Origin of the sequence: Rhizobium ruizarguesonis, from assembly GCF_012349115.1 — a bacterium.
Classification (GTDB): Bacteria; Pseudomonadota; Alphaproteobacteria; order Rhizobiales; family Rhizobiaceae; genus Rhizobium; species Rhizobium ruizarguesonis.
Genome location: NZ_PQIG01000111.1, coordinates 57,472 through 78,419, shown reverse-complemented (window position 1 = coordinate 78,419; position 20,948 = coordinate 57,472). Strand labels below are relative to the sequence as shown.

At 61.1% G+C, this 20,948-nt stretch carries 26 protein-coding genes; 16 read left to right on the top strand and 10 right to left on the bottom strand.

Annotated features, from left to right (window positions below):
• The first annotated feature begins 126 nt into the window (after positions 1 to 126).
• Entirely contained in the window at positions 127 to 273 is a 147-nt protein-coding gene (locus C3Y91_RS30130) for a hypothetical protein (protein WP_018493128.1), read from the top strand.
• 15 nt (positions 274 to 288) lie between these two features.
• Here C3Y91_RS30130 and C3Y91_RS30125 read toward each other — a convergent pair whose 3' ends face one another.
• Entirely contained in the window at positions 289 to 831 is a 543-nt protein-coding gene (locus tag C3Y91_RS30125) for an NADPH-dependent FMN reductase (protein ID WP_018074448.1), read from the bottom strand.
• A 157-nt stretch (positions 832 to 988) separates the two neighbouring features.
• Between C3Y91_RS30125 and C3Y91_RS30120 the strand changes: the two genes are divergently transcribed.
• From C3Y91_RS30120 to C3Y91_RS30110, 3 genes are read left to right on the top strand one after another with little or no spacing between them, the layout of a single operon-like run.
• A complete protein-coding gene (locus tag C3Y91_RS30120; RefSeq protein WP_018074447.1) occupies positions 989 to 2,008 on the top strand; it encodes an ABC transporter ATP-binding protein in 1,020 nt (339 codons plus the stop codon).
• On the top strand, positions 2,005 to 2,805 hold the full coding sequence (locus tag C3Y91_RS30115) for an ABC transporter permease (protein ID WP_018074446.1): 801 nt from the start codon (positions 2,005 to 2,007) through the stop codon (positions 2,803 to 2,805). The genes C3Y91_RS30120 and C3Y91_RS30115 overlap by 4 nt, the downstream gene beginning before the upstream one ends.
• A 2-nt stretch (positions 2,806 to 2,807) precedes the next feature.
• The gene (locus C3Y91_RS30110) at positions 2,808 to 3,611 is read left to right on the top strand and encodes an ABC transporter permease (protein WP_024322402.1); all 804 of its coding nucleotides are present in this window, start codon (positions 2,808 to 2,810) and stop codon (positions 3,609 to 3,611) included.
• 25 nt (positions 3,612 to 3,636) lie between these two features.
• Here C3Y91_RS30110 and C3Y91_RS30105 read toward each other — a convergent pair whose 3' ends face one another.
• Positions 3,637 to 4,158, bottom strand: a complete 522-nt coding sequence (locus tag C3Y91_RS30105; RefSeq protein ID WP_075226065.1) for a winged helix-turn-helix transcriptional regulator — start codon at positions 4,156 to 4,158, stop codon at positions 3,637 to 3,639.
• Between the two features lie 88 nt (positions 4,159 to 4,246).
• On the opposite strand from C3Y91_RS30105, the gene C3Y91_RS30100 reads away from it, so the two are divergent.
• Together C3Y91_RS30100 and C3Y91_RS30090 are read left to right on the top strand one after the other, a co-directional pair.
• A complete protein-coding gene (locus tag C3Y91_RS30100; protein WP_168576141.1) occupies positions 4,247 to 4,888 on the top strand; it encodes a dihydrofolate reductase family protein in 642 nt (213 codons plus the stop codon).
• Between the two features lie 286 nt (positions 4,889 to 5,174).
• Positions 5,175 to 5,378 carry a hypothetical protein gene (locus C3Y91_RS30090; protein ID WP_020397675.1) on the top strand — a complete coding sequence of 68 codons (204 nt, stop codon included), beginning with the start codon at positions 5,175 to 5,177 and terminating at the stop codon, positions 5,376 to 5,378.
• Between the two features lie 157 nt (positions 5,379 to 5,535).
• On the opposite strand, the gene C3Y91_RS30085 is transcribed toward C3Y91_RS30090, so the two are convergent.
• The gene (locus C3Y91_RS30085; RefSeq protein WP_018074440.1) at positions 5,536 to 6,180 is read right to left on the bottom strand and encodes a TetR/AcrR family transcriptional regulator; all 645 of its coding nucleotides are present in this window, start codon (positions 6,178 to 6,180) and stop codon (positions 5,536 to 5,538) included.
• Between the two features lie 88 nt (positions 6,181 to 6,268).
• Between C3Y91_RS30085 and C3Y91_RS30080 the strand changes: the two genes are divergently transcribed.
• Positions 6,269 to 6,922: an O-methyltransferase gene (locus C3Y91_RS30080; protein ID WP_024322404.1), complete on the top strand. Its 654-nt coding sequence runs from the start codon at positions 6,269 to 6,271 to the stop codon at positions 6,920 to 6,922.
• A gap of 69 nt (positions 6,923 to 6,991) precedes the next feature.
• Here C3Y91_RS30080 and C3Y91_RS30075 read toward each other — a convergent pair whose 3' ends face one another.
• Complete coding sequence (locus C3Y91_RS30075) at positions 6,992 to 7,609, bottom strand: TetR/AcrR family transcriptional regulator (protein WP_130664765.1); 618 nt, start codon at positions 7,607 to 7,609, stop codon at positions 6,992 to 6,994.
• Positions 7,610 to 7,747: 138 nt separating this feature from the next.
• Here C3Y91_RS30075 and C3Y91_RS30070 point away from each other — a divergent pair, with 138 nt between their 5' ends.
• A complete protein-coding gene (locus C3Y91_RS30070; protein ID WP_024322406.1) occupies positions 7,748 to 8,779 on the top strand; it encodes an aldo/keto reductase in 1,032 nt (343 codons plus the stop codon).
• 180 nt (positions 8,780 to 8,959) lie between these two features.
• Here C3Y91_RS30070 and C3Y91_RS30065 read toward each other — a convergent pair whose 3' ends face one another.
• Complete coding sequence (locus C3Y91_RS30065; RefSeq protein ID WP_024322407.1) at positions 8,960 to 9,835, bottom strand: bifunctional helix-turn-helix transcriptional regulator/GNAT family N-acetyltransferase; 876 nt, start codon at positions 9,833 to 9,835, stop codon at positions 8,960 to 8,962.
• A gap of 145 nt (positions 9,836 to 9,980) precedes the next feature.
• Between C3Y91_RS30065 and C3Y91_RS30060 the strand changes: the two genes are divergently transcribed.
• Entirely contained in the window at positions 9,981 to 10,793 is an 813-nt protein-coding gene (locus tag C3Y91_RS30060) for a hypothetical protein (RefSeq protein WP_226306653.1), read from the top strand.
• Positions 10,794 to 10,880: 87 nt separating this feature from the next.
• Here the strand turns inward: C3Y91_RS30060 and C3Y91_RS30055 are convergent, their stop codons facing one another.
• The gene (locus C3Y91_RS30055) at positions 10,881 to 11,315 is read right to left on the bottom strand and encodes a MarR family winged helix-turn-helix transcriptional regulator (protein WP_024322409.1); all 435 of its coding nucleotides are present in this window, start codon (positions 11,313 to 11,315) and stop codon (positions 10,881 to 10,883) included.
• Positions 11,316 to 11,439: 124 nt separating this feature from the next.
• Between C3Y91_RS30055 and C3Y91_RS30050 the strand changes: the two genes are divergently transcribed.
• Entirely contained in the window at positions 11,440 to 11,808 is a 369-nt protein-coding gene (locus C3Y91_RS30050; protein WP_075226071.1) for a hypothetical protein, read from the top strand.
• A gap of 17 nt (positions 11,809 to 11,825) precedes the next feature.
• On the opposite strand, the gene C3Y91_RS30045 is transcribed toward C3Y91_RS30050, so the two are convergent.
• Entirely contained in the window at positions 11,826 to 12,293 is a 468-nt protein-coding gene (locus C3Y91_RS30045; RefSeq protein WP_024322411.1) for an Lrp/AsnC family transcriptional regulator, read from the bottom strand.
• A gap of 124 nt (positions 12,294 to 12,417) precedes the next feature.
• Between C3Y91_RS30045 and C3Y91_RS30040 the strand changes: the two genes are divergently transcribed.
• Positions 12,418 to 13,629: an argininosuccinate synthase gene (locus C3Y91_RS30040; protein ID WP_168576140.1), complete on the top strand. Its 1,212-nt coding sequence runs from the start codon at positions 12,418 to 12,420 to the stop codon at positions 13,627 to 13,629.
• 246 nt (positions 13,630 to 13,875) lie between these two features.
• A complete protein-coding gene (locus C3Y91_RS30035) occupies positions 13,876 to 14,049 on the top strand; it encodes a hypothetical protein (RefSeq protein WP_164902023.1) in 174 nt (57 codons plus the stop codon).
• Positions 14,050 to 14,144: 95 nt separating this feature from the next.
• On the opposite strand, the gene C3Y91_RS30030 is transcribed toward C3Y91_RS30035, so the two are convergent.
• Positions 14,145 to 14,735, bottom strand: a complete 591-nt coding sequence (locus tag C3Y91_RS30030) for a TetR/AcrR family transcriptional regulator (protein ID WP_018074430.1) — start codon at positions 14,733 to 14,735, stop codon at positions 14,145 to 14,147.
• A gap of 327 nt (positions 14,736 to 15,062) precedes the next feature.
• Between C3Y91_RS30030 and C3Y91_RS30025 the strand changes: the two genes are divergently transcribed.
• Positions 15,063 to 15,893 (top strand): class I SAM-dependent methyltransferase, encoded by an 831-nt coding sequence (locus C3Y91_RS30025; protein WP_024322414.1) that lies wholly within the window; start codon positions 15,063 to 15,065, stop codon positions 15,891 to 15,893.
• Between the two features lie 41 nt (positions 15,894 to 15,934).
• Here C3Y91_RS30025 and C3Y91_RS30020 read toward each other — a convergent pair whose 3' ends face one another.
• Complete coding sequence (locus tag C3Y91_RS30020; protein ID WP_246780239.1) at positions 15,935 to 16,258, bottom strand: VOC family protein; 324 nt, start codon at positions 16,256 to 16,258, stop codon at positions 15,935 to 15,937.
• Positions 16,259 to 16,472: 214 nt separating this feature from the next.
• Between C3Y91_RS30020 and ubiA the strand changes: the two genes are divergently transcribed.
• The 3 genes from ubiA to C3Y91_RS30005 all read left to right on the top strand — a co-directional run bounded on the left by ubiA (position 16,473) and on the right by C3Y91_RS30005 (position 19,010).
• A complete protein-coding gene (ubiA, locus tag C3Y91_RS30015; RefSeq protein WP_024322416.1) occupies positions 16,473 to 17,387 on the top strand; it encodes a 4-hydroxybenzoate octaprenyltransferase in 915 nt (304 codons plus the stop codon).
• Positions 17,388 to 17,424: 37 nt separating this feature from the next.
• Positions 17,425 to 18,201: a phosphodiester glycosidase family protein gene (locus C3Y91_RS30010; RefSeq protein WP_168576139.1), complete on the top strand. Its 777-nt coding sequence runs from the start codon at positions 17,425 to 17,427 to the stop codon at positions 18,199 to 18,201.
• Between the two features lie 194 nt (positions 18,202 to 18,395).
• Positions 18,396 to 19,010, top strand: coding sequence for a LysE family translocator (locus C3Y91_RS30005; RefSeq protein WP_024322418.1), 615 nt, complete (start codon positions 18,396 to 18,398; stop codon positions 19,008 to 19,010).
• Between the two features lie 35 nt (positions 19,011 to 19,045).
• On the opposite strand, the gene C3Y91_RS30000 is transcribed toward C3Y91_RS30005, so the two are convergent.
• A complete protein-coding gene (locus C3Y91_RS30000; protein ID WP_024322419.1) occupies positions 19,046 to 20,926 on the bottom strand; it encodes an ABC transporter ATP-binding protein in 1,881 nt (626 codons plus the stop codon).
• Between the last annotated feature and the right edge of the window lie 22 nt (positions 20,927 to 20,948).

The following is a 20,948-nucleotide window of genomic DNA, read 5'->3' as shown; positions in this document are numbered from 1 at the left end:
TCTCGCTCTCCCCTCTGTCCGCCACAAGGGTTGCAGCAGCATTGCGGAGCTTGCAAGGCAGCCGGTCATGCTGCCGCAATTGTTGAGGTCCAGCACAAAGAATATCCGCAGCAGCTGGAGATCAAGATGATCCGACCTATCCTCCGTCTCCTGACGAGACACTTCCTCTCCGCCTTCATCCTCGCCGTACTGCTCGCAGCCCCGCTCGTCATTCTGCACACGCTTCACGAAAAGACGGCATTCGAGAACGGCCTGCTGATGGAGGTGCGATGATGCAGCGAGCGGACCTCAGGCGGTCTTGCTGTCTGCCATGCAATAGGCCGAGAATGCCTGAAGATAAGCCTGCACCCTGGAATGGTTCTCCGCTGCCTCGACGGCCTTGAATACCTCGGCCGGCTCCAGTTTCATGAGAGGAAGCCTGAGGAAAATATCGCCCGCGAACCGGTCGGTGATGGTCGCAAGAACAGTGCGAAGGCCCGCCAGCATGTCATCGCCTCGATGCGATGCATGCAGCAGGGCGATCGGCTTATGGACGATCTCATCTCCCGATACGAGCCAGTCGATCGCATTCTTGAGGCCGCCGGGAATGGATCGCACATATTCCGGGCTGGCAATGATCACCCCGTCGCTCTGAGCGATCACATCGATGAAATCCCGCACGACCTCCGGTAGCCATTCTCCCTCGAGGTCAGGCGAAAATACCGGCAACCGTCCGACGCCGTCGAAGATCGAAACTTCGATATCGCTGGGCGCTATGGCACGGATCGCCCGCAGCATAGCCGTGTTGGTGGAATTGCGCCGGGCGCTGCCGGATATTGCGAGAATCCTCATGACTCTAACAGGAATCGATTGATCATGGCTGTCAACGCAAAAGGTTAGGTTCGATTGAGTAACGCCAAAGAAGCGACTTTTGCTTGAACTGGCCGAGCCCCGCGTTAGCCTGGATGCTGCTGCCGAATCGGCTGGAATTACCCTCGAGGAAATACACATGTCGGCTTTGATCGAGGCGCGGGGCGTCGGCAAACGCTTCCGGCAGCACAAGCGATTTCCGGGCCTGCTGGGCGCTTTGAAGACGCTGGTGACCAACGAATATACGGAAGTTCTGGCCGTTTCCGACATCGGTTTCGATATCGCGGCGGGCGAAGCCGTGGGCTATCTCGGCCCCAATGGCGCCGGCAAATCCACGATGATCAAGATGATGACCGGCATTCTGGTGCCGAGTGCCGGCACGCTCTCGGTGCTCGGCCGGACGCCGCATCTGAAGCGGATGGACAATGCGCGCGAGATCGGCGTCGTTTTCGGCCAGCGCAGCCAGTTGTGGTGGGACCTGCCGCTGGTTGACAGTTTCACCCTTCACCAGCGCATCTACGACATCCCCGTCGCCCGTTATGCGGATAATCTCCGGCGCTTCAGCGAACTGCTCGACTTGACGCCCTTTCTCGACCGCGCAGTGCGCCAACTCAGCCTCGGTCAGCGCATGCGCGCCGAGATCGTGATGTCACTGCTGCACGACCCCAAGATCCTCTTTCTGGACGAACCGACCATAGGTCTTGATGTGGTCGCCAAGGATGCGGTTCGGCGCTTTCTCGCCGAGATCAACCGCGAGCGCGGCGTCACCATCATTCTCACCACCCATGACCTGCAGGACATCGAGACCATCTGCCCGCGACTTATCATGGTCGATCATAGCAGGCTCATCTTCGACGGCGAGTTGAAGAGCCTGCGCGCGGCATTGGGCTCGGCCCGGCGGCTGACACTCGAATTTGCCAGTGACCCCGGACCGCTGCCATTGCGCACCGCGGCTCTCGTCAGCGACGAGGGCTTGCGTAAGAATTATCTCATCGAGCGTGAAGACATCTCGCTGGTCGCGATCCTGTCGGAGGTCGGCAGCGGGCGCGACCTCAAGGACGTGGCACTGCACGAGCCCGACATCGAAGAGGTCATCCGCACCTTCTACCAGCGCCGCAACGCCGACCAGCGTAGCAATGCCAAGGCCCGGGCATCATGAGCGCCTATTTCGCCTTCGCGCGCAGTTCCTTCCATTCGCAGCTCGCCTACCGCAACGAAGTATGGGCCAATATCTTCGGCAAACTCGTGCAGGTTTTCGCGCGTGTCGCCATCTGGCAGGCGGCCTATGCCGGCATCGGTGGCATCGTCGTCGACGGCGTCTCCCTGCAGCAGATGGTGACCTATGCGCTGCTCGGCGGCGCGGTGATGGGAGCGACCCGCCCTGAAAGGATCATCGGCGAGATAGGCCGGTCGCTCAAGACAGGCGATATCGCCGTTTGGCTGCTCAAGCCCTTGTCCTATCCGCTCTATCTCTTCGCCAACGAATGCGGCAGCTTCGGTTATCGCCTGATGACCCAGGTCATTCCGACGGTGACCTTCACCGCATTGTTTTACGGCATGCTGCCGCCGGCGAGCCTGTTCGATGGCTTGATGTTCGTCGCCTTCTGGGCGCTGTCCTTTACGCTGCTGTTCCTGATGTCGGCGCTCTTCGGCCTCATCGCCTTCTGGCTGATGACGAGCTTCTCGCTTGACTGGATCCTGGGCGCTCTGCTGCAATTGTTCTCGGGCCTGCTGGTGCCCTTCTGGTTCTTCCCCGAACCTCTCGCCACGGTTGCCCGCCACCTGCCCTTCGCCTGGGTGGTCTATTATCCCAATGCCGTCTATCTCGGCAGGCTTTCCACTGCCGATGTCTGGCTCCATCTCGGCCTTGGTCTCGGCTGGGCCGCGTTGTTCCTTGCCGGCGTCCTTTGGCTATGGCGCTGCGCCTCCGGCCGCATCACCGTGCAGGGAGGTTGATCATGCTCATGCATCACCTGCGCGTCCTTCCGCTGCTGGTCCGGATGCATGTCCGCTCCAAGATGGAATATCGCGGCGCTTTCTGGCTCGACCGTCTTGCGCAGATCCTTTCCTATGGCAGCGTCTTCGCCACCATCGGAATCCTGCTTGCCCGCTTCGACACGCTCGGCGGCTGGACCTGGCCGGAGCTTGCGCTGCTGTTCAGCTTCCAACTGCTGGCTTATTCGCTCGGCGCCGCGATGAGCTTCGTGCAGTTGCGCGAGCTCGAAGAACTGGTGCGGCTCGGAACTTACGACACGCTGTTGGTCAAACCTTTCAGCCCTTGGACCTATCTGGTCTTTTCCGGCCTTAATATCGGCTATGCCGGCCACGTCATCCTCGCAGTGGCGCTGATGGCTTGGGCCGTTCTGTCCATCGACTTCACCTGGTCGATCTGGTCCGCGTCATTCTTCATTGCTGCGCTTATCAGCGCGACGCTACTGACGGGTGCGCTCATCACCATGATCGGCGCCACGGCATTGATCTGGGTGCGGTCCAACCATCTGTTCTCGATCTTCTTCGGCTTTTGGGAATTGACGCGCTACCCGCTCAATATTTTTCCGGGCGGCATCCAGACCATCCTCATCACCGCGGTCCCGTTGGCCCTCACCAGTTCGGTCCCCGTCGGCGCCTTGCTCGGCAAACCCATCCCGATCCTCGGGGACTGGGCCGGGCCTGTGGCTCTCGTGGCCGGCCCGATCTGGGTGTTGATATCAATCGCTCACTGGCGGTATGCCACCGGCAAATACCAGGGTGCCGGAGGCTGATCGAGCCGACCGACCTCCCTCGTAATCAGGATGCCTGCGACAACGATCTCGCGCGAACCTCTAGGAACGCCGCCATCAGCTTCGCCAGTACAGGCGAGGTGCATGTGCCGTTGGCGCCGCCGATCGGATCGGCGATGTGGATCTGCCGGAGATCCTCCATGAATTCGTCCCAAAGCGGCTGCCCGCCTTCTTCGAGAAGCTGCGCGCGGATGCTCAGCTCCTCGCTCACAGGCAAATGGCGCCGCCCCCAGGCGCCGATCATGGCAAAGACGGGCACGAGCTGGATCGCCGGCTCCGCCAGGCTGTAGATCGCTTTCTGGCTGTGGCTCGGGTCGTCCCGCTTGCTGATGAATCCGAGCGAGAGCAGGCGCTTCAGCCTGGCGGCCAGGATGTTGGAGGCAATCCCCTCCTCCGAATGGGTCAGAAGATCGCGGAAATGGCGGCGGTTGCCGAACATGATGTCCCTGATGATGATGAGGCTCCACCGATCGCCCAGCACTTCCATCGTCAGGTTGATCGGGCAGCCCGACCGCAGTTCAATATCCACGATATTCTCTCCTTAAAACTGGTTGCAATATAGGATCACTTATGCGACAACGCAACTAGTTTCAATACGCAATCAGATGGAGGAGAGCATGCCCAAGGTGCGTGTCGCAGCAGTTTCCCTTTCCGTAGATGGTTTCGGCGCCGGGCCGGAGCAAAGCATGACCGATCCGCTGGGCAAGCGGGGAACGGAGATGTTCGAATGGTTTTTCCGCACCCGCACCTTCCGCGCGATGATCGGAAAGGATGGCGGTTCTGAAGGCGTTGATGAGGATTATGCGGCTCGCGGCATGGCCAATTTCGGCGCCTTCATTCTCGGGCGCAACATGTTCGGCCCCATCCGCGGCGAGTGGCCGGATGACGTATGGAAAGGCTGGTGGGGGCCAAACCCGCCCTATCACGCGCCGACCTATATCCTGACGCATTATCCCCGCGAACCGATCGTCATGGAGGGCGGCACGACGTTTCACTTCGTCACCGGCGGCATCGAGGAAGCGCTTGACAAGGCGGTGGCTGCGGCCGGCGACAAGGACGTGAAAATCGGTGGCGGCGTCAGCACCGTCCGCCAATATCTGCAGGCTGGCCTGATCGACGAATTGCATTTCGCCATCTCGCCGGTCGTCCTCGGCAAGGGCGAAGCGATGTTCACGGGCATCGACCTGCCGGCCCTCGGCTTCCGCGTCGGCGAGCATGTCGCAACCGAACACGCCACGCATATCGTGCTGGCGAAATAAACGAGCCCGGTCGGTATTCTAGGCGCTTCCAGATGGAACACCTCGGCCGCATCGAAGGCGTCCGCAACATCAAGACGGAAATCCCGATGGAGAAGATCAAGCAATCCTGGCAGATACCGCTCTGACGAGCGCCTGTCGGGATCGTTCGGCTGTCACCAAGCCGTGTCAAAATGGCCGTGGTATTGCTGCGGAATGAGCGTAGAGTAAACGCCATCGCTCATCGGATCATCGACGCGACCGCTTGCGAGACTATAGGTGCTCTTGCCGTTTCATGGAGGGTACAAAGGTGCTCCTGTCGCTCATCTCGCTCAATGATGATGACATAACCATCGTCACCGATGCCGTTCGGCAATGGTGCTGCGAGAGGAAGCTCGACATCGACAGCATCGAAGGACGCCACGCCATCACCGTCGCCGTCGATCTCGTCCAGATGAACACCGACTGCGACAGGCTTTTTGCCGAGCTGTCGAAGCAACTGGACCACCAGTAGAACCTACTCCATCCACCGAACCACCACAGCATTCTGCGATGACAGGCGCTGGGATGCAGCGCTTTCGCTTGCCTCCCCTCACACCACCACCTCGCGCCAGCGCCCCGGAGTACTAGCGTGCAGGGAGCACCGGGCCTAACGGAGCGCAGCCGGAACATCATGCCCCGTCCCGGCCAGCCCCAAGCTGTTCTAGGTAGGCACAGAACATATCGGCCATGGCGTCGGCATAAGCGTCGATCTCGGCAAGGTTCCGCGGAGCCTCCGAGAACTGCTTGCCCACCGTGCCGAGCGTCGTGGTGATCAATTCGCCGGCGAGCGCCCTGGTCACCTCCGGCGCGCAAGGCAGCACTTCCTGCATGAACAGTTCGACGATGTGGTCTCCTGATGCCCTCGCCGCCTGCGCCTCCGGTGCATCGCGATAAAGGGGCGCGGCGTCATGGAGCGCCACGCGCATCGCCGCCTCCTCGCACTCCGAGCGGAGAAAGGCATGGACGAGACGGCGCAGCCGTTCGAGCGGCGGCCTCTGCGCATCGGCGAGGATCCCGCCGAGCATGTCCGTCGTCTGCCGCCATTCGTCACTCTGCAGCCGGAAGAGGATCGCTGCCTTGTTGGGGAAATATTGGTAGAGCGATCCGATGCTGACGCCCGCCCTTTCGGCCACCCGTGCCGTCGTGAAGCGCTGGGCGCCTTCCCGCGCCAAAACCTGAGCAGCGGCATCCAAGATCGCCGCCACGAGCTCGCTCGATCGGGCCTGCTTGGGCTGTTTTCGTGAGGAAATCCGGGCTCTTGGACGATCGGTCATGGCAGCGCTCCGCAATGCGAATAGCAGATGCGACGAATTACTCGTATTTTTCGTCCCACACAAGAACCTGTCATCAAGGAGATTTGACATGACGACGCTGACCACCGCCCCGCTGGCACCCCTGCTCAACGGTCTATTCGAAGAAGCCGCCACGGCGACGAGCCCGGCAATGTCAGGCCTATCAGGTGATGAGCGAATGCGCCTGATCGGCAGCAAGACCGAATATCTCGACCTTTACGGGCGCCTCAGGGATCTTTGGCTTCCCGTCTCCAGGGAGGCCGGCGCCCTGCTCTACATGCTGGCGCGAAGCAGCCGCGCACGAACGATCGTCGAATTCGGCACATCCTTCGGCATCTCGACCCTCCATCTCGCGGCCGCGCTGCGCGACAATGGCGGCGGCCGGCTGATCACCAGCGAGTTCGAGCCGTCGAAGCTGGCCCGCGCCCGCGCCAACCTGACGGCCGGCGGCCTCATCGATCTCGTCGAGATCCGCGAAGGCGATGCCCTTGAGACCCTGAGCACGGATCTCCCGGAAACGATCGACCTGCTGTTCCTCGATGGCGCCAAGGCGCTCTATCGCGATATCCTGGAACTGGTGGAAGACCGCCTGAGGCCCGGCGCCCTCATCATTGCCGACAATGCCGACCTCTGCCCGGAATATCTCGCCCGCGTACGCTCGCCCGCGGCCGGCTACCTCTCGACACCATTCGAAGAGGATATCGAGCTGTCGATGCGGACCTGATGACGCCAGGCCGTTGCCCGGCCGAGCGCGCGTGCCGGCCGGGCGACGGCCTGTTTCATCGGCACATCTTCACCGCTGTACAGCGCCGTAGCGCAGCCCGTCGACCAGCAGGGAAACCATACGCCGGGCATGTTCGGACCCTTGGGCGTAGGCGTGCATGCTGAGGCTTGCGGCCGCATTCAAAAGATCTTCGGCCGCGATATCGGTGCGGACCTCGCCGGCGGCAGCGGCGGCGTCGAGAAGCGAGCGAAGGGCCGGCTGCAGCCGCTGCTGGAAGTAGGCGGGCAAGGCATCGAAGGCCGGGTTGCCGGAGTGCAGGGCCGCCGCAAGCCCACGCTTGGCCGCGATAAAATCCACGAAACGTTGCATCCATCTGGCCAGCGCCTCGCCCGGCGCGTGTTCGGCGGCAAGGATCGGCGCGGCGTCAGCGCAGGCATCGATTTCGCGGCGGAAGACGGCGACGACGAGGTCGGAACGCTCGGGAAAATGCCGGTAAACGGTGCCGATGCCGACGCCGGCCTTCTCCGCGATCTCACGCACCGGGGCATCGACGCCGGAGGTCGCAAACACCGTCAATGCCGCCTGAAGCAGCCCGTCGAGATTGCGCTTGGCGTCGGCGCGCACGCGCCTGTCCGCCCTTTCCCCGGGCTTCAGGCCGTCCTCCTGCTCTTTTCTCTCGTCACTCATCACTCACTCACTTGCAAAACGGAACATTGTTCCGTATATAAACGGAATACGGTTCCGTTTATGCAAGTTAACACAGCGCGATGGTGTTGGCCACATCGATGCGCACGAAGTCCGCCTCCCCAATAAAAGGAACAGACCATGCAATACCGCACGTTTGGAAGAACCGGAATCAAGGTCAGCCCCTATTGCCTCGGCGCGATGATGTTTGGCTCTGCCGGCAATCCCGACCACGAGGATTCGATCCGGATCATCCACAAGGCTCTCGATGCCGGCATCAACTTCATCGACACCGCCGATATCTACAGCCGCGGCGAATCCGAGGAGATCGTCGGCAGGGCACTCAAGGGCCGGCGCGACGACGTCGTGCTTGCCACCAAGGCACATCTGCCGATGGGCGACGACCCAAACCGGCAGGGCAATTCGCGCCGCTGGTTGACGCGGGCGGTCGAGGATTCGCTCCGCCGCCTGCAGACCGACCATGTCGATCTCTACCTGATCCACCGGCCGGCACCCGATACCGACATCGAGGAGACGCTATCGGCCCTCACCGACCTGATACGGGCGGGCAAGGTGCGCGCCGTGGGATCGTCGACCTTCCCCGTCTCGGAAATTATCGAGGCGCAATGGGTTTCCGAGCGCCGCGGGTTGGCACGTTTCCGCGCCGAGCAGCCGCCCTATTCGATCCTCAACCGCGGTATCGAACGCGAGGTTCTACCCGCCTGCGAGCGTTACGGAATGGGTGCGATGGTGTGGAGCCCGCTGGCGATGGGCATGCTCACCGGCAAATACCGCAAGGGCGCGCCGCAACCCGACAGCGCCCGCGCCAAACGCTTCCCCAGGCAGATGAACGACGAGCGCCGGCTGGACGCGGTCGAACGGCTCATCCCGCTCGCCCAGCAGGCAGGGCTTTCGCTGGCGCACATGGCGATGGCCTTCACCATCGCCCATCCCGCCGTCACCTCGGCGATCATCGGCCCGCGCACGATGGGGCACTTCGATGATCTGCTTGCCGGCGCCGGGGTGAGCTTGACGGACGAAATCCTCGACCGGATCGACACGATCGTCCCGCCCGGCACCGACACCGGCCCGTTGGAGGCGGCCTATAATCCGCCTGCGGTAACGCAGCCGAACCTGCGCCGCCGCCCGATAACGGAGCGCTTCGCCGCCTGACCGGCAGGGGGTGAGGCCCCGTCCTGCAAAGCAGGAGCGATCGATCCAGTGAATCGATCGCAAGGCCGAACGCCCTGAGCCATGCGAAGGGCCGGGCAGCGGCGGCGCCTCACCCTCCCTCATTCCTGTGCTCGTCACAGGAATGACGGAGGAGAGGTGGCAGCTCAAAGCGACCTTCACTTAAAGGCGTTTTTCAAAGAACATGTCCGGGTATGGGTCGTCATTGAAACGCTCGATCTCACTCCAGCCGGTTCCACGATAAAGCTGTGTTGCCTCGGGCAGCGCGCTATTCGTATCCAGGCGCAGGAGCTTGATGGATAGCTCGCGGGCGATGTTCTCGGCGGCTGTCATAAGGCGCGTTGCGAGCCCAAGGCCACGCGCGGATGGGGCAACCCAGAGCCTTTTGATCTCCGCGACCTCGCCGCCATTGCCCTTCAGCCCGACACAGCCGATCGGGAGACCATCCGACATGGCCACCAGGAACGCACCGTGCGGACGGATCATATCCTCGGCGTCGGGATCGCGAGAAAGCGCTACATCGAAACCCTTCTCGAAGCGGCGTGCGAGTTCGCCGTAATATTCGTTCAGACAATAGCCGGCGTCCTCGTGTCGAGGATCTTTCTCCTCAAGCACGATCTGCTCACGTCTCAGCGAGGAAGCGACGATATCCATGGCGCGCAGCAGTTCGTCCGGGCGACGATGGCGCGCCAGAAACGATTTCGCCTGCGCATTGGAAAGCGCTTCATAAGATTGAAACTCGGAACGGCCGGTTTCGGTCAGCCTGGCAACGCGGCGACGCGCGTCCTGAGGGTTCGGCACCGTCTCGATGAGACCTTCCTCTTCCAGACTGCGCAGCAGGCGGCTCATCAAGCCGGAGTCGAGACCGAGATAATCGCGGATCACCGCAACATCCGATTGCCCCCGGCCGATCGAATTGAGGACGCGGGCAGCACCCAGCGGACGGCCCCGTCCGAGGAAAGACGTATCGAGAGCGCCGACTTCGGAGGTGACGGCACGATTGAAGCGACGGACACGAGAGACAGGATCGTAGGTCATATTGTCTGACTTTAGTCAGATAATTGATCCTGTCAATTCAAAGCATTCCAGGGGGCGCGCGAATGAGCCACGCACTCCCGCCATCCGCCTTGCGCGCCACCATCCCCTCGCCTATGGGAATGGCAGCACTCCCAAGGCCCCTCCCGTGTTCCGTTACGCTCTCCACGCCCTGATCGTTCTCATCCTGACGCTGCTGACGCAGATCGGCGGCATCGCCTATCTCATCGCCCTCGCCGCATCTCGCATTTTCGGCATGCGGCGATTTCCGGCGAAGCTTGCGATCTTCCTCGTTTTCTATGCCGGCGCCACCTTTGCCGCGAACCTCGCCGCGCCGATGTTCGGACGGGTTCCCCTCTCCTGTATCGCCAGTGCCGCAGACCGGCTCGTGGTCCGCTCCCCGATCTATTGTCTGCTGAACCGCAACTACGTCACCCCAGGCGTGCGCGATCTCGCAAAGGCGCTTGCCGCCCACATGGACAAGGAGTTTCCGGGAACCGTCACGGTCGCGCTAGATGCGAATTTCCCCTTCGTGAGAGGCTTTCCGCTGCTGCCGCATCTGTCGCATGCCGACGGGAAAAAGCTCGACTTCGCCTATTATTACAAGGATGTGGACGGTGCCTTCCTGAATGGCGCCACCCGCTCCCCAATCGGCTATTTCGGCTTCGAGCAACCCGTCCCCGGCGACGAACTACCATGCGAAGGGCGCAACGACTGGCTCACCACCCGCTGGAACTTCGATGCGCTGCAGTCTCTGTTTCCGGCCTATCGGATCGAGGAGCAGCGCACATCGGCGGCGATCGGCTGGCTGACGAGCGAAGGCGTTGCGAAGTTCGGCCTGCAGAAGATCTTCATCGAGCCGCATCTGAAGAACGCGCTCGGCATCACCGACAGCCATATCCGCTTTCAAGGCTGCCGCGCCGCCCGCCACGACGACCATATTCATATCCAGGTCGACTAATGGCCCGCCTCTGAGGAATGGCCAGGCCGCATCGCCCGGCCCGATCGTCCAGGGGGCGCGGTAAACGGCAATCGGTCCCGAACCCCGTCACCCCTCTCCTTCGGTCTTGGCAAGCAGCCTGGCCAGTTCTTCGAGCTCTCCGGTCGAAAGGTGCCGGAGTTCCGCCGGCGGGCGATAATGCTCCGTCAAAAGCTCGTCCTTGGTGGCTGCGCCCTTGCCGGTCAGCCGTACCAGCTTGACGCGGCGGTCACGTTCCGGCGTTACGCGTTCGGCAAGACCCGCACGCTCCAGCCGGTCGACCAGCCATGTCGCGGTCGAGGCGTCGCACCCCCATTGGCGGGCAAGCATGCTGATCGGCTCCCCCTCGTCGTGCAAGGTGAACAGAGCCCTGGAATCGTTTGGCGTCAGCCCCCTCGCCTGAAGGCTTTCCAGCCGCTGCGGCGCCGATTTCATCAAGAGATCGAACATCGTCCGCCACACCGAGGCGGCGGCTCTGGCATGACGGTCGGAGGCGGAAGGCATCAAATATCCTCGCAAGCACACTTGAAAAATAGTTTTATTGCTCAAATTATCGTATCAATCAAATCTTATTGGCGACTTCCCCCGGAAAGCCCGTTGCGCTTCCACCTTGCCAAGGAGCCATGCCATGCGTCCAGCTATCGCGATCCTCTTCCTGGTCGAAACCTGTCTTTATGCCGTTGCCTCGCTCACCCATGCCGGGCTCGTCCTCGAAGGCCATGAACACCGGCAGGCGATGATTGCCGAAGCGGTGATATCGGCCGTCCTCCTTCTTGGACTGATCTCGCTCGGCCTTGACCGACCGTGGAGCCGCACGGCTGCGATCTCCGCCCAGTCCTTTGCCCTCCTCGGCACCCTCGTCGGTGCCTTCACCATCGCCGTCGGCGTCGGTCCGCAAACCAGGCTCGATTACATCACCCATGCCGTGATGATCCTGCTCCTGGTCACAGGCCTCGTCTGGCTGGCAAGGAACCGGAACGCCTCTCCCCTAAGATAGGGATCGTGCCACGACGCCTATCTCAACGGCAGTTCGAAGCTTCGCTTCAGCGTTTCCATCGGCACGTCGGTCTTGACGCTGAGGACGCTCGGAATGCGTGTCAGGTGATCGGCCTGAAAACGCCAGTAGCTATGCAGATCGGCGGTCACGATCCGAAGCACGGCATCACATTCCCCTGTCGTCAGGTAGCATTCCATCACCTCGGGAAACCGCCTGACGGCTTCGGCGAACTGAAGCGTGACCTCGGCGTCCTGGGTCTTGAACCACACGCGGGCAAAAACCGTCAGCCCCGCGCCGACCTTTGCAGGGTCCAGCACGGCGACGTAGCGATCGATGATCCCGGCCTCTTCCAGCAGCCGGACGCGACGCAGGCACGGTGACGGCGACAGGCCTACCTCCTTCGCCAGATCGACGTTCGAAATACGCCCATCGCGCTGAAGCACGCGCAGGATATGGCGATCGATTGGGTCCAACGTGATTAGCATTTCATAGCTCCAAGCATTCTTTGAATGGCAGAATATGCCAAATTTTTGTAATTTTGAAGAAGCTTTGCAAGCTCATTGCGCAGGACTTGGCCTATCGTTCCAGCATCGAGATGGAGATGGGCTAATGACGAAGATAGAGAAAATTGTGCTTTCTTATTCGGGCGGGCTGGATACCTCGATCATCATCAAATGGTTGCAGGAAACCTACGGATGCGAGGTGGTGACTTTCACCGCCGATCTCGGCCAGGGCGAGGAGCTCGAGCCGGCACGAAGAAAGGCGAAGATGTCAGGGGTCAAGGACATCCGCATCGTCGATCTGCGTGAGGAGTTCGTCCGCGATTTCGTCTTTCCAATGCTGCGGGCGAACGCGCTCTATGAGGGGCAGTATCTGCTGGGGAGTTCCATCGCACGGCCGCTGATCGCCAAGCATCTGGTCGCCATAGCCCGAGAGGTTGGCGCGGATGCCGTTGCCCACGGTGCGACAGGCAAAGGCAATGATCAGGTCCGGTTCGAGCTGGCCGTCAATGCACTCGACCCGTCGCTTAAGGTCATTGCCCCCTGGCGCCAATGGAACATCCGCTCCCGCATGCAGCTTCTGGAATATGCCGAGAAGCATCATATCCCGGTGCCGAGCGACAAGCGCGGCGAGGCGCCGTTCTCGATCGACGCCAACCTGCTGCACACCTCGACCGAAGGCAAGATTCTCGAAAATCCGGCGGAGGTCGCGCCCGATCATGTCTATCAGCGCACGGTCGATCCCGTCGACGCTCCCGACACGCCCGAGATCATCACCATCGGTTTCGAGAGGGGCGATCCCGTTTCGGTGAACGGCAAGTCCATGACACCGGCCGCATTGCTGACCGAGCTCAATGGACTGGGCGGCCAGCACGGCGTCGGGCGGCTCGATCTGGTTGAAAACCGCTTCATCGGCATGAAGTCGCGGGGAATTTACGAAACGCCGGGAGGGACGATCCTGCTCGCGGCACACCGCGGCATTGAATCGATCACGCTCGATCGCGCCGCGGCGCATCTGAAGGACGAGATCATGCCCCGCTACGCCGAGCTGATCTATAACGGCTTCTGGTTCGCGCCCGAGCGGGAAATGCTGCAAGCCTTGATCGACCAAAGCCAAGCCTTCGTCAGCGGCGAAGTGACGCTCAGGCTCTACAAGGGAAGCGCCTCAGTTATCTCCCGCACCTCCCCCTGCTCACTCTACTCCGCCGACCTCGTCACCTTCGAGGAAAGCGCCATCGCCTACGATCATCATGATGCCGAAGGCTTCATCAGGCTCAACGGCTTGCGGCTCAGGAGCTGGGCGGCCCGCAACGGCAGATGACCGCTCGATCTTCAGCGCACGAACGCTCACGACTAATGCCCACATTGACGGCACCTTCCTTCGTGGCTGAACCGAAGCAGTCCTGGCATCCACGGAGAAGTGCGAATCCAATTTCAAACGATTTTAAAATCGCAACTCGACAAGTTAATCGATTTTAATTTTATCGTTAAAATTTTCTTGTTGCGACGCAAAAGAATTTAGACATTAATTTTTGCAGATGCTCAGTTTATTCGTTGGAGAACTCGCATGACTGTGACATTTCCGCTAACCGAAAAGCGCGATGCGGAGACATTGCTGAAGCACTTGACGTTGCACAATCTCAGCTTTCCGGGAAACTGCGTCGTGTCGCTCAAGACGCACGTCGCCCAGGTCTCATCCTCTCATACGACCGCGCTCGGCACCGCCCGCACCGCCTGGTAGGGATTAATGTCGCGGCATCGCCGTCCACTATAGGATCGAGCAATCTCGGCTGGATCGCCCACGCGGAGATCGATGAAGCCGAGCGCGTCGACAGCTTATCTCGCGGCAGGCAACCCCATGCCGGCGAGCTTCAGGATATCCTCGAGCTTTGCGTCCGGATCGGCGCCGGGTTCGACCTGGCCGTCGATCATCAGCAAGGCAAGGCCATGCGTCAGCGACCAGAGAAAGAGCGCGGCGTTCGGCACGTCTCCGGGCGTCAGCCGCTTTTCCAGGTCGTCCTTCATCTGCCGGTAGACCCCTATCCGCAAGCCGCGTATCGCCTCGTTTCCCTTGGAATAGGCCTGAAATCCCTCCCCGAACATCAGCCGATAGAGACCGGGATTCGCACGGGCAAAGGCGACATAGGCGATGCCGCCGGCGAGCAGATGACGCCGAGGACCGGCTAGCGCCGCATCGATGCCTTCGCTCAACTCGGCAAACCCTTGTTCGGCAAGTGCCGCCGCGATGGCGTCCAGGCTGTTGAAATAATGGTATGCCGCCGGAGCCGAGACGCCGGCGCGGCGGCCGATCTCCCGCATGCTCAGCGCCGCCGGCCCCCCCTCCTCCAGCAGCGCCCGCGCCATAGACAGCAGTGTGGGGCGCAAATTGCCGTGATGATAGCGGGGCGATCCGTCGTGCGTGGCCATGTCTCGATCTAATCTTTACAGTGTTAAAATCATGCTCTAGTCTGCCTCCAATGACAAGGGCATGATGAGAAGAGATCGCGATTGGGGGCTGTATCCCCAACGCCTGTTTTTTTGAGGGCGCGGCATCCTCCAACCCACCCCATCCTGAGGTGTGCAGCCCGCAAGGCGAAGCCTCGAAGGACACGCTCAACACGGCTCCTTGAATGCATCCGACGCCGCCTCGCTCTTCGAGGCACTGCGGTCACCTCAAGGTGAGGCTCTCTTGAGCGCCGCGTTCCCGGCACTGACAAGGTTTACAGACCAACGTTTACAGAGAAAGAGGCCTTCATGCGTGCATCCGAACCAAGCCGCACCGCGATGGGCGCGGCAGCCTATCGAGCAGCACATCAGAGCGCGGATGGCGGCGCCATCTTCTTAGACCCCTATGCCCGCCGCATCCTCGGCGAGGCGGCCTGCGCCGAGGCCGATCTGAAAGCCCAGGACCCCGCCACGCGATCCTTTCGCCTGTTCATGGCGGCGCGAAGCCGATATGCCGAAGAATGCCTTGACCTCTCCGTCGCAAGGGGCGTCAGGCAAGCCGTCATCCTCGGCGCCGGGCTCGACACCTTTGCACTGCGCAATCCCCATGCCGGCCTGAAGGTCTTCGAAGTCGATCATCCTGCGACGCAGAGCTGGAAGCAGATGCGGCTCAGCGAGACCGGACTGACACAAAGCCTGCCGACATTCGTTCCTGTCGATTTCGAACATGAGGATTTGAAAACGCGTCTCGTCGATTCCGGCTTCGAGCCCGAGGCACCGTCCTTCTTCATCTGGCTTGGCGTCGTGCCATATCTCACGGAGGCGTCGGTCTTTACGCTGTTGCGCTTCGTCGCCGGCCTGCCGAGCGCATCCATCGTCTTCGACTACAGTGAACCCCTCGAAAACTATTCGCCCGAACGCCGTGCCCGCGCCGCGGAAATGGGCGCGCGCACGGCCGCGGCCGGCGAGCCATGGCTGACGCACTTCGATCCGAAGGAAATTGCGGAGCGATTGCTGAGCCTGGGCTTCACATCTCTGGAGGATATCGGCCCGACCGAAATGGCAAGACGCTTCTTCGGCCTTCCCCGGGATGCGCCGGACCGCGGCGCCGGTCCCCACGTGATACTCGCCGGGAAATAGGGAAATCCCCGAGACGTCGAGTTGGGGCAATCGAGCTGGCCTCAGCTATCGTAGACGACAGCAATCTTGTTTCCGGCGGGGTCACGCACGTAAGCGGAATACCAGTTCGGCCCGTAGTGCGGACGTAAACCAGGTGTGCCTTCGTCCGTTCCACCGTTGGTCATGGCAGCATCGTAAAAAGCATCCACCTCGGCGCGGGACTTGGCCATGAAAGCGACCATCGAGCCATTTCCGGCGCTCGCCGGTTCGCCGTTGAACGGTTCGCAAACCCATAGAACGAAACCTTCACCCTTCCCGCCTTCGGAATAAGCGCTCCATCCGGGAAATTCCCGATGTTTGCTCCAACCGATCGTTGCCAGAGTCATGATCCTCCCTTTCGATCTCCAAGATCGGAAGAATTCATATCGCAAACATGCGAACGCAACAAGAACAGTTGGCCGCATTTTCCGCAGAAGGTCAGCGACCAATCGCAACGGACGGTTATTGCCGTGTCTGCAAAAATTCCTATTCTGGGCAGCGCCGATGGCGACAAAACCTGAGGCTTCATGGCTATTTGCGACAGGAAATTTGGATCACATCATGACGACTCTGAGCCGCCCTGATCTCAGCGACATCCACCGTGGCGACTGGGTGGATCGCCGGTTGCCGGCCGCATGGCGGCCATATACGCGGTTGGCGCGGCTGGATCGCCCGGTCGGAATATGGCTGACGCTCTTCCCGTGCTGGGCCGCCCTTATCCAGGCATCACACGGTCTCCCGGACCTCAGGCGATTGGCGATCTTCTCTCTCGGCGCTCTTCTGATGAGAAGTGCCGGCTCCACGGTCAACGACATCGTCGATCGGAAGTTTGATGGCCATGTCGAGCGGACCCGCTTTCGACCTCTGGCAAGTGGAGAGATCGTCACGCTACAGGCCTTTATCTTCCTGACCGTTGAACTCGCACTGGCGGCTTCGCTTCTGTTTTTCCTGACGCCCTACACGCGCCTCATCGCGATATGTGTCCTGCCGCTTGTCTTCGTCTATCCGCTCTGCAAGCGTTTCACCCACTGGCCCCAGGCCGTCCTGGGCGCGGCGTTCAACTGGGGGATGCTGATGGCATGGGCCGAGGCTGCAGGACATATCCCGGTTGGCGCCGTGCTGATGTGGGCCGGGGCCATCACCTGGCAGATCGGCTATGATACGGTCTATGCCTATGTCGATCTGAAGGACGACACCCGTCTTGGCCTGAAATCGACGGCAATTCTGTTCGGCCGGCACGGCAAGACCTTGATCGGCCTGTTCTATGCTCTGGCGGTCGGCGCGTGGTCACTCGGGGGCTGGCTATTGGAAATGTCGCCGCCTTATGCGATCGGAATACTGGTGATCGCCGTCCATCTTGCCTGGCAGACCCGGCGGATCGATCTTGCCCGCCCGGACATAAATTATCGCCTGTTCCCGGCGAATATCCTGACGGGGGTGCTGCTCGCCTGCACGGCATTCGCTGGAACATGGTAAGCGGCTTGATGGATTTGAAAGATTGGACGCGGCACCGATGAGCTATCCCAAACACAGTGTGCTCGCCGCGGCCATCGTGCTGGCAGCAACGATGACATCCCTGCATCCGGCGCATGCGCAACCATGCGAGCAGGAGAGCTTCGAAGAGGCGAAATACGTCGTCTGCACACTGGAACCGGGCAAAGCCGACCTGCGATTGTTCTGGAAGAACGCTAATGGCGCGCCATACCGCGCTTTTTCAAGCCTGACCGAAGCCGTTCGCGCCGAAGGGCGAACGCTGGCTTTCGCCGTCAACGCCGGGATGTACCGGGCTGATTTTTCGCCGATGGGACTTTACGTCGAGAACGCCAGGGAATTGCAGCCCGCCAATACGACGGAGGCCGAAAGCTCCTCGGGTCAGGTGCCGAATTTTTATAAGAAGCCGAACGGCGTGTTCTTTCTGGGTGAAGCAGGCGCCGGGATACTCCCGACCGATGAATTTCTGAAGCGCCGGCCCAAGGTGCTGTTCGCCACGCAATCCGGCCCGATGCTTGTCATCGCCAACAAGCTGAACCCGATCTTCATCGTTGGCTCGACAGACCGAACCCGCCGCAACGGTGTCGGCGTCTGCGAGGGTGGCGCGGTTCGTTTCGCGATCAGCGAAGACGGAGTGAATTTCCACGATTTCGCAGGGCTCTTCCGCGACCATCTGAAATGCCCCGACGCCTTGTTTCTCGATGGCGGACGGGGTGTCGGACTTTACAATCCCGAAATGGGCCGCAACGACCGGTCTTGGCACGGCGGCTACGGCCCTATCTTCGGGCTCGTCGAATAGCGCACTCGCATTTAAAGGCACCCTGCCCCGGTTCCCTTGCCGGCATAGGCAGGACGGTCGCCGCCGATCGTCAAGAGGTGCGGCGACGGATAAGGTGCCGATCCCGTACGCGGATGCATCACGCCTGGGAGAACGAGCCTTTCAAAAACCGCCTGCTTCGCATAGGCTCCCGGACTGCAAAGTAGGAAGGCCGGATGGAATATATCGATTCACTCGCATTGCTCGTCAGCGTCTACATCGTCTCCCTCGTCAGCCCCGGCCCGAATTTCATCATCGTCACCAACACAAGCATGACGGTATCACGCGCAGCCGGGCTCTTTGCGGGTCTCGGACTTGCCATCGCATCCCTGACCTGGGCCATCATGGCGATGGCGGGGCTTGGCTTTCTGCTGACGCATTTCGATTGGCTGCATATAACATTGCAGGTGGTCGGCGCACTGTATCTGATCTGGCTGGGCCTGAAGATGATCCGCGGCGCGGCCAAGCCGTTGAAGACGACGGGGCCGACCGAAGTCACGTGGCGCTCCGCGATGCGTCGCGCCTACGTCGTCAGCATGACCAATCCGAAATCAGTGGCTTTCTTCGGAAGTATCTTTGCGCTTGTCATCCCGGCACATGCGCCGGTCGGGCTCTATTGCGTCATCGCCCTGACCTGCTTCCTTCTTTCGGCCCTCTGGTATTGCGGCCTGGCCTTTTTCTTTTCGAACCCGCGCGTTTCCGCCAGCTTCCTGCGGTTCAAGGCCGGTATCGAGCGCGTGATGGGCGCCGCCCTGATCCTCATCGGCGGTCGCCTGCTCTGGGCTCGCTGATGTTATCCCGGTTTACGGGAGGGCCAGCCACTCGGTCAGGTCGCAGGCGAGGCCGGCAAGGGTTCGTCGATGTCTTCGGGAATGAAGCCGCCGGTCTGGCGTTTCCACAAGCGGGCAAATAGGCCGTCTTGTTCGACCAGCTCATCCGGCCTGCCCTCTTCCACGATGCGCCCGTGATCGAGCACGACGATCCGGTCCATTCTGGCAATGGTCGACAGGCGGTGGGCGATGGCGATCACCGTCTTTCCCTCCATGACGAGGTTGAGCCTTTCCTGGATGGCGGCTTCGGATTCGCTGTCGAGGGCGGAGGTCGCCTCGTCGAGCACCAGGATCGGCGCGTCCTTCAGGAGAACGCGGGCGATGGCTACGCGCTGGCGCTGGCCGCCTGACAGTTTGATGCCGCGGTCGCCGACGAAGGCGTCGTAGCCCCTGCGGCCTTCGCCGTCGGAAAGATCGGCGATGAAGACATCGGCACTCGCCATCTTCGCCACCGCTTCGATCTCGTCCTTCGTCGCCTCCGGCCGGCCATAACGGATATTGTCGCCGACCGAACGGTGCAGCAGCGCGACGTCCTGCGCGATGACCCCGATGGAGCGGCGCAGGCTCGCCTGGGTGACGGCGCGGATCTCCTGCCCGTCGATGAAGATCGCACCATCCTCTATGTCGTAAAAACGCAGCAGCAGGCTCACTAGCGTCGTCTTGCCGGCACCGGAGAGGCCAACGAGCCCTACCTTTTCGCCGGGCCGAACCGTCAGCGACAGGTCATCGATAACAGGCTTGCCGGACTTGTAGGCGAAGCGGACATTTTCGAAACGGATCCCCCCACGGCTGACCGTCAGTTCGGTCGCATCCGGCCGGTCGGTGATGGTGGGCGGCGTTGTCATGACCGGCATGGCATCCTTGATCGTCCCGAGTGCGCGGAAGATCTGCTGTCCCATCTGCAGGAAGGTGAAGGACCCTGCCGAGAGGCGTTGGAGGATGTAAACCGTTGCGGCGAAATCGCCCACAGTCAGGAATCGGTCAAACAGCCCCCAGAAACCAATGCCGAGCATGACGAGCCAGAGCACCATGTTGAGGCTGATGACGACGAGTTCGGTTGTCCGGTAGATGCGCTGTTCGTGGTGAAGCGTATCGACCCCGTTGGACATGATCGTTCTTAGCGCACCCGCCTCGCTGTCTTCTGCTGCGAACTGCTTGACCATCTGGATGTTGCCGTAGATGTCGGTCAGGGCACCGGAGATGAGGCTGTTCTGCTTTGCCGAGCGGCGGGCGCGCTCCGTAAAATCCGGAACGACCTTGATCGCAAAGAGCACGTTGAAGGCAACCCAGACGATGACTGGCAGCGCAAGCTGCCAGGAGAGCGTGAGCAGAAGAACAACGGAGCCGATGATCTGAAGCAGAAAGCGCGGTGCCGTCTGGAACGCGATCAGGATCTGTTGCTGAACGGCATTGGCGACCTGACCGAGCCGGGATGCGACCTGGCCGGCGAAAAGATCATGGAAGAAGGCGAGGTCCTGCCGCTCGACGGCCTTGTGCCCCTGCCATTGAATCGCAACGGGCAGGCTGATGCCGATCGTATGCGAGTTGAGAATATTGGTGACGTAGAAAAGAACGGGCATTACGGGAAAAAGCAGAAAGGCGAGGACCGCCAGCAGCCGGAAATTGCTGTCGACGAAGAGTTCCACGCCGTGTGTCGTCACTCCGTCGACAATGACCGAAAGACCCCAGATGATCGTAAGGTTGATGGCTTCGATGGCCATCGAGGTCAGCGCCATGGTAACGATGACGCCCCGAAACATCGCGATGAAATGCACGAGAACTGCCACAGGTCCCTTGGTGGGCATCGGCCGGTAGGGGATGTCGAGCGGCCGGATCAAGGTTTCGAAGGGACGGTAAATCGCATCTGAAATCGACATGGGCCACTCGGATCAAAAATCG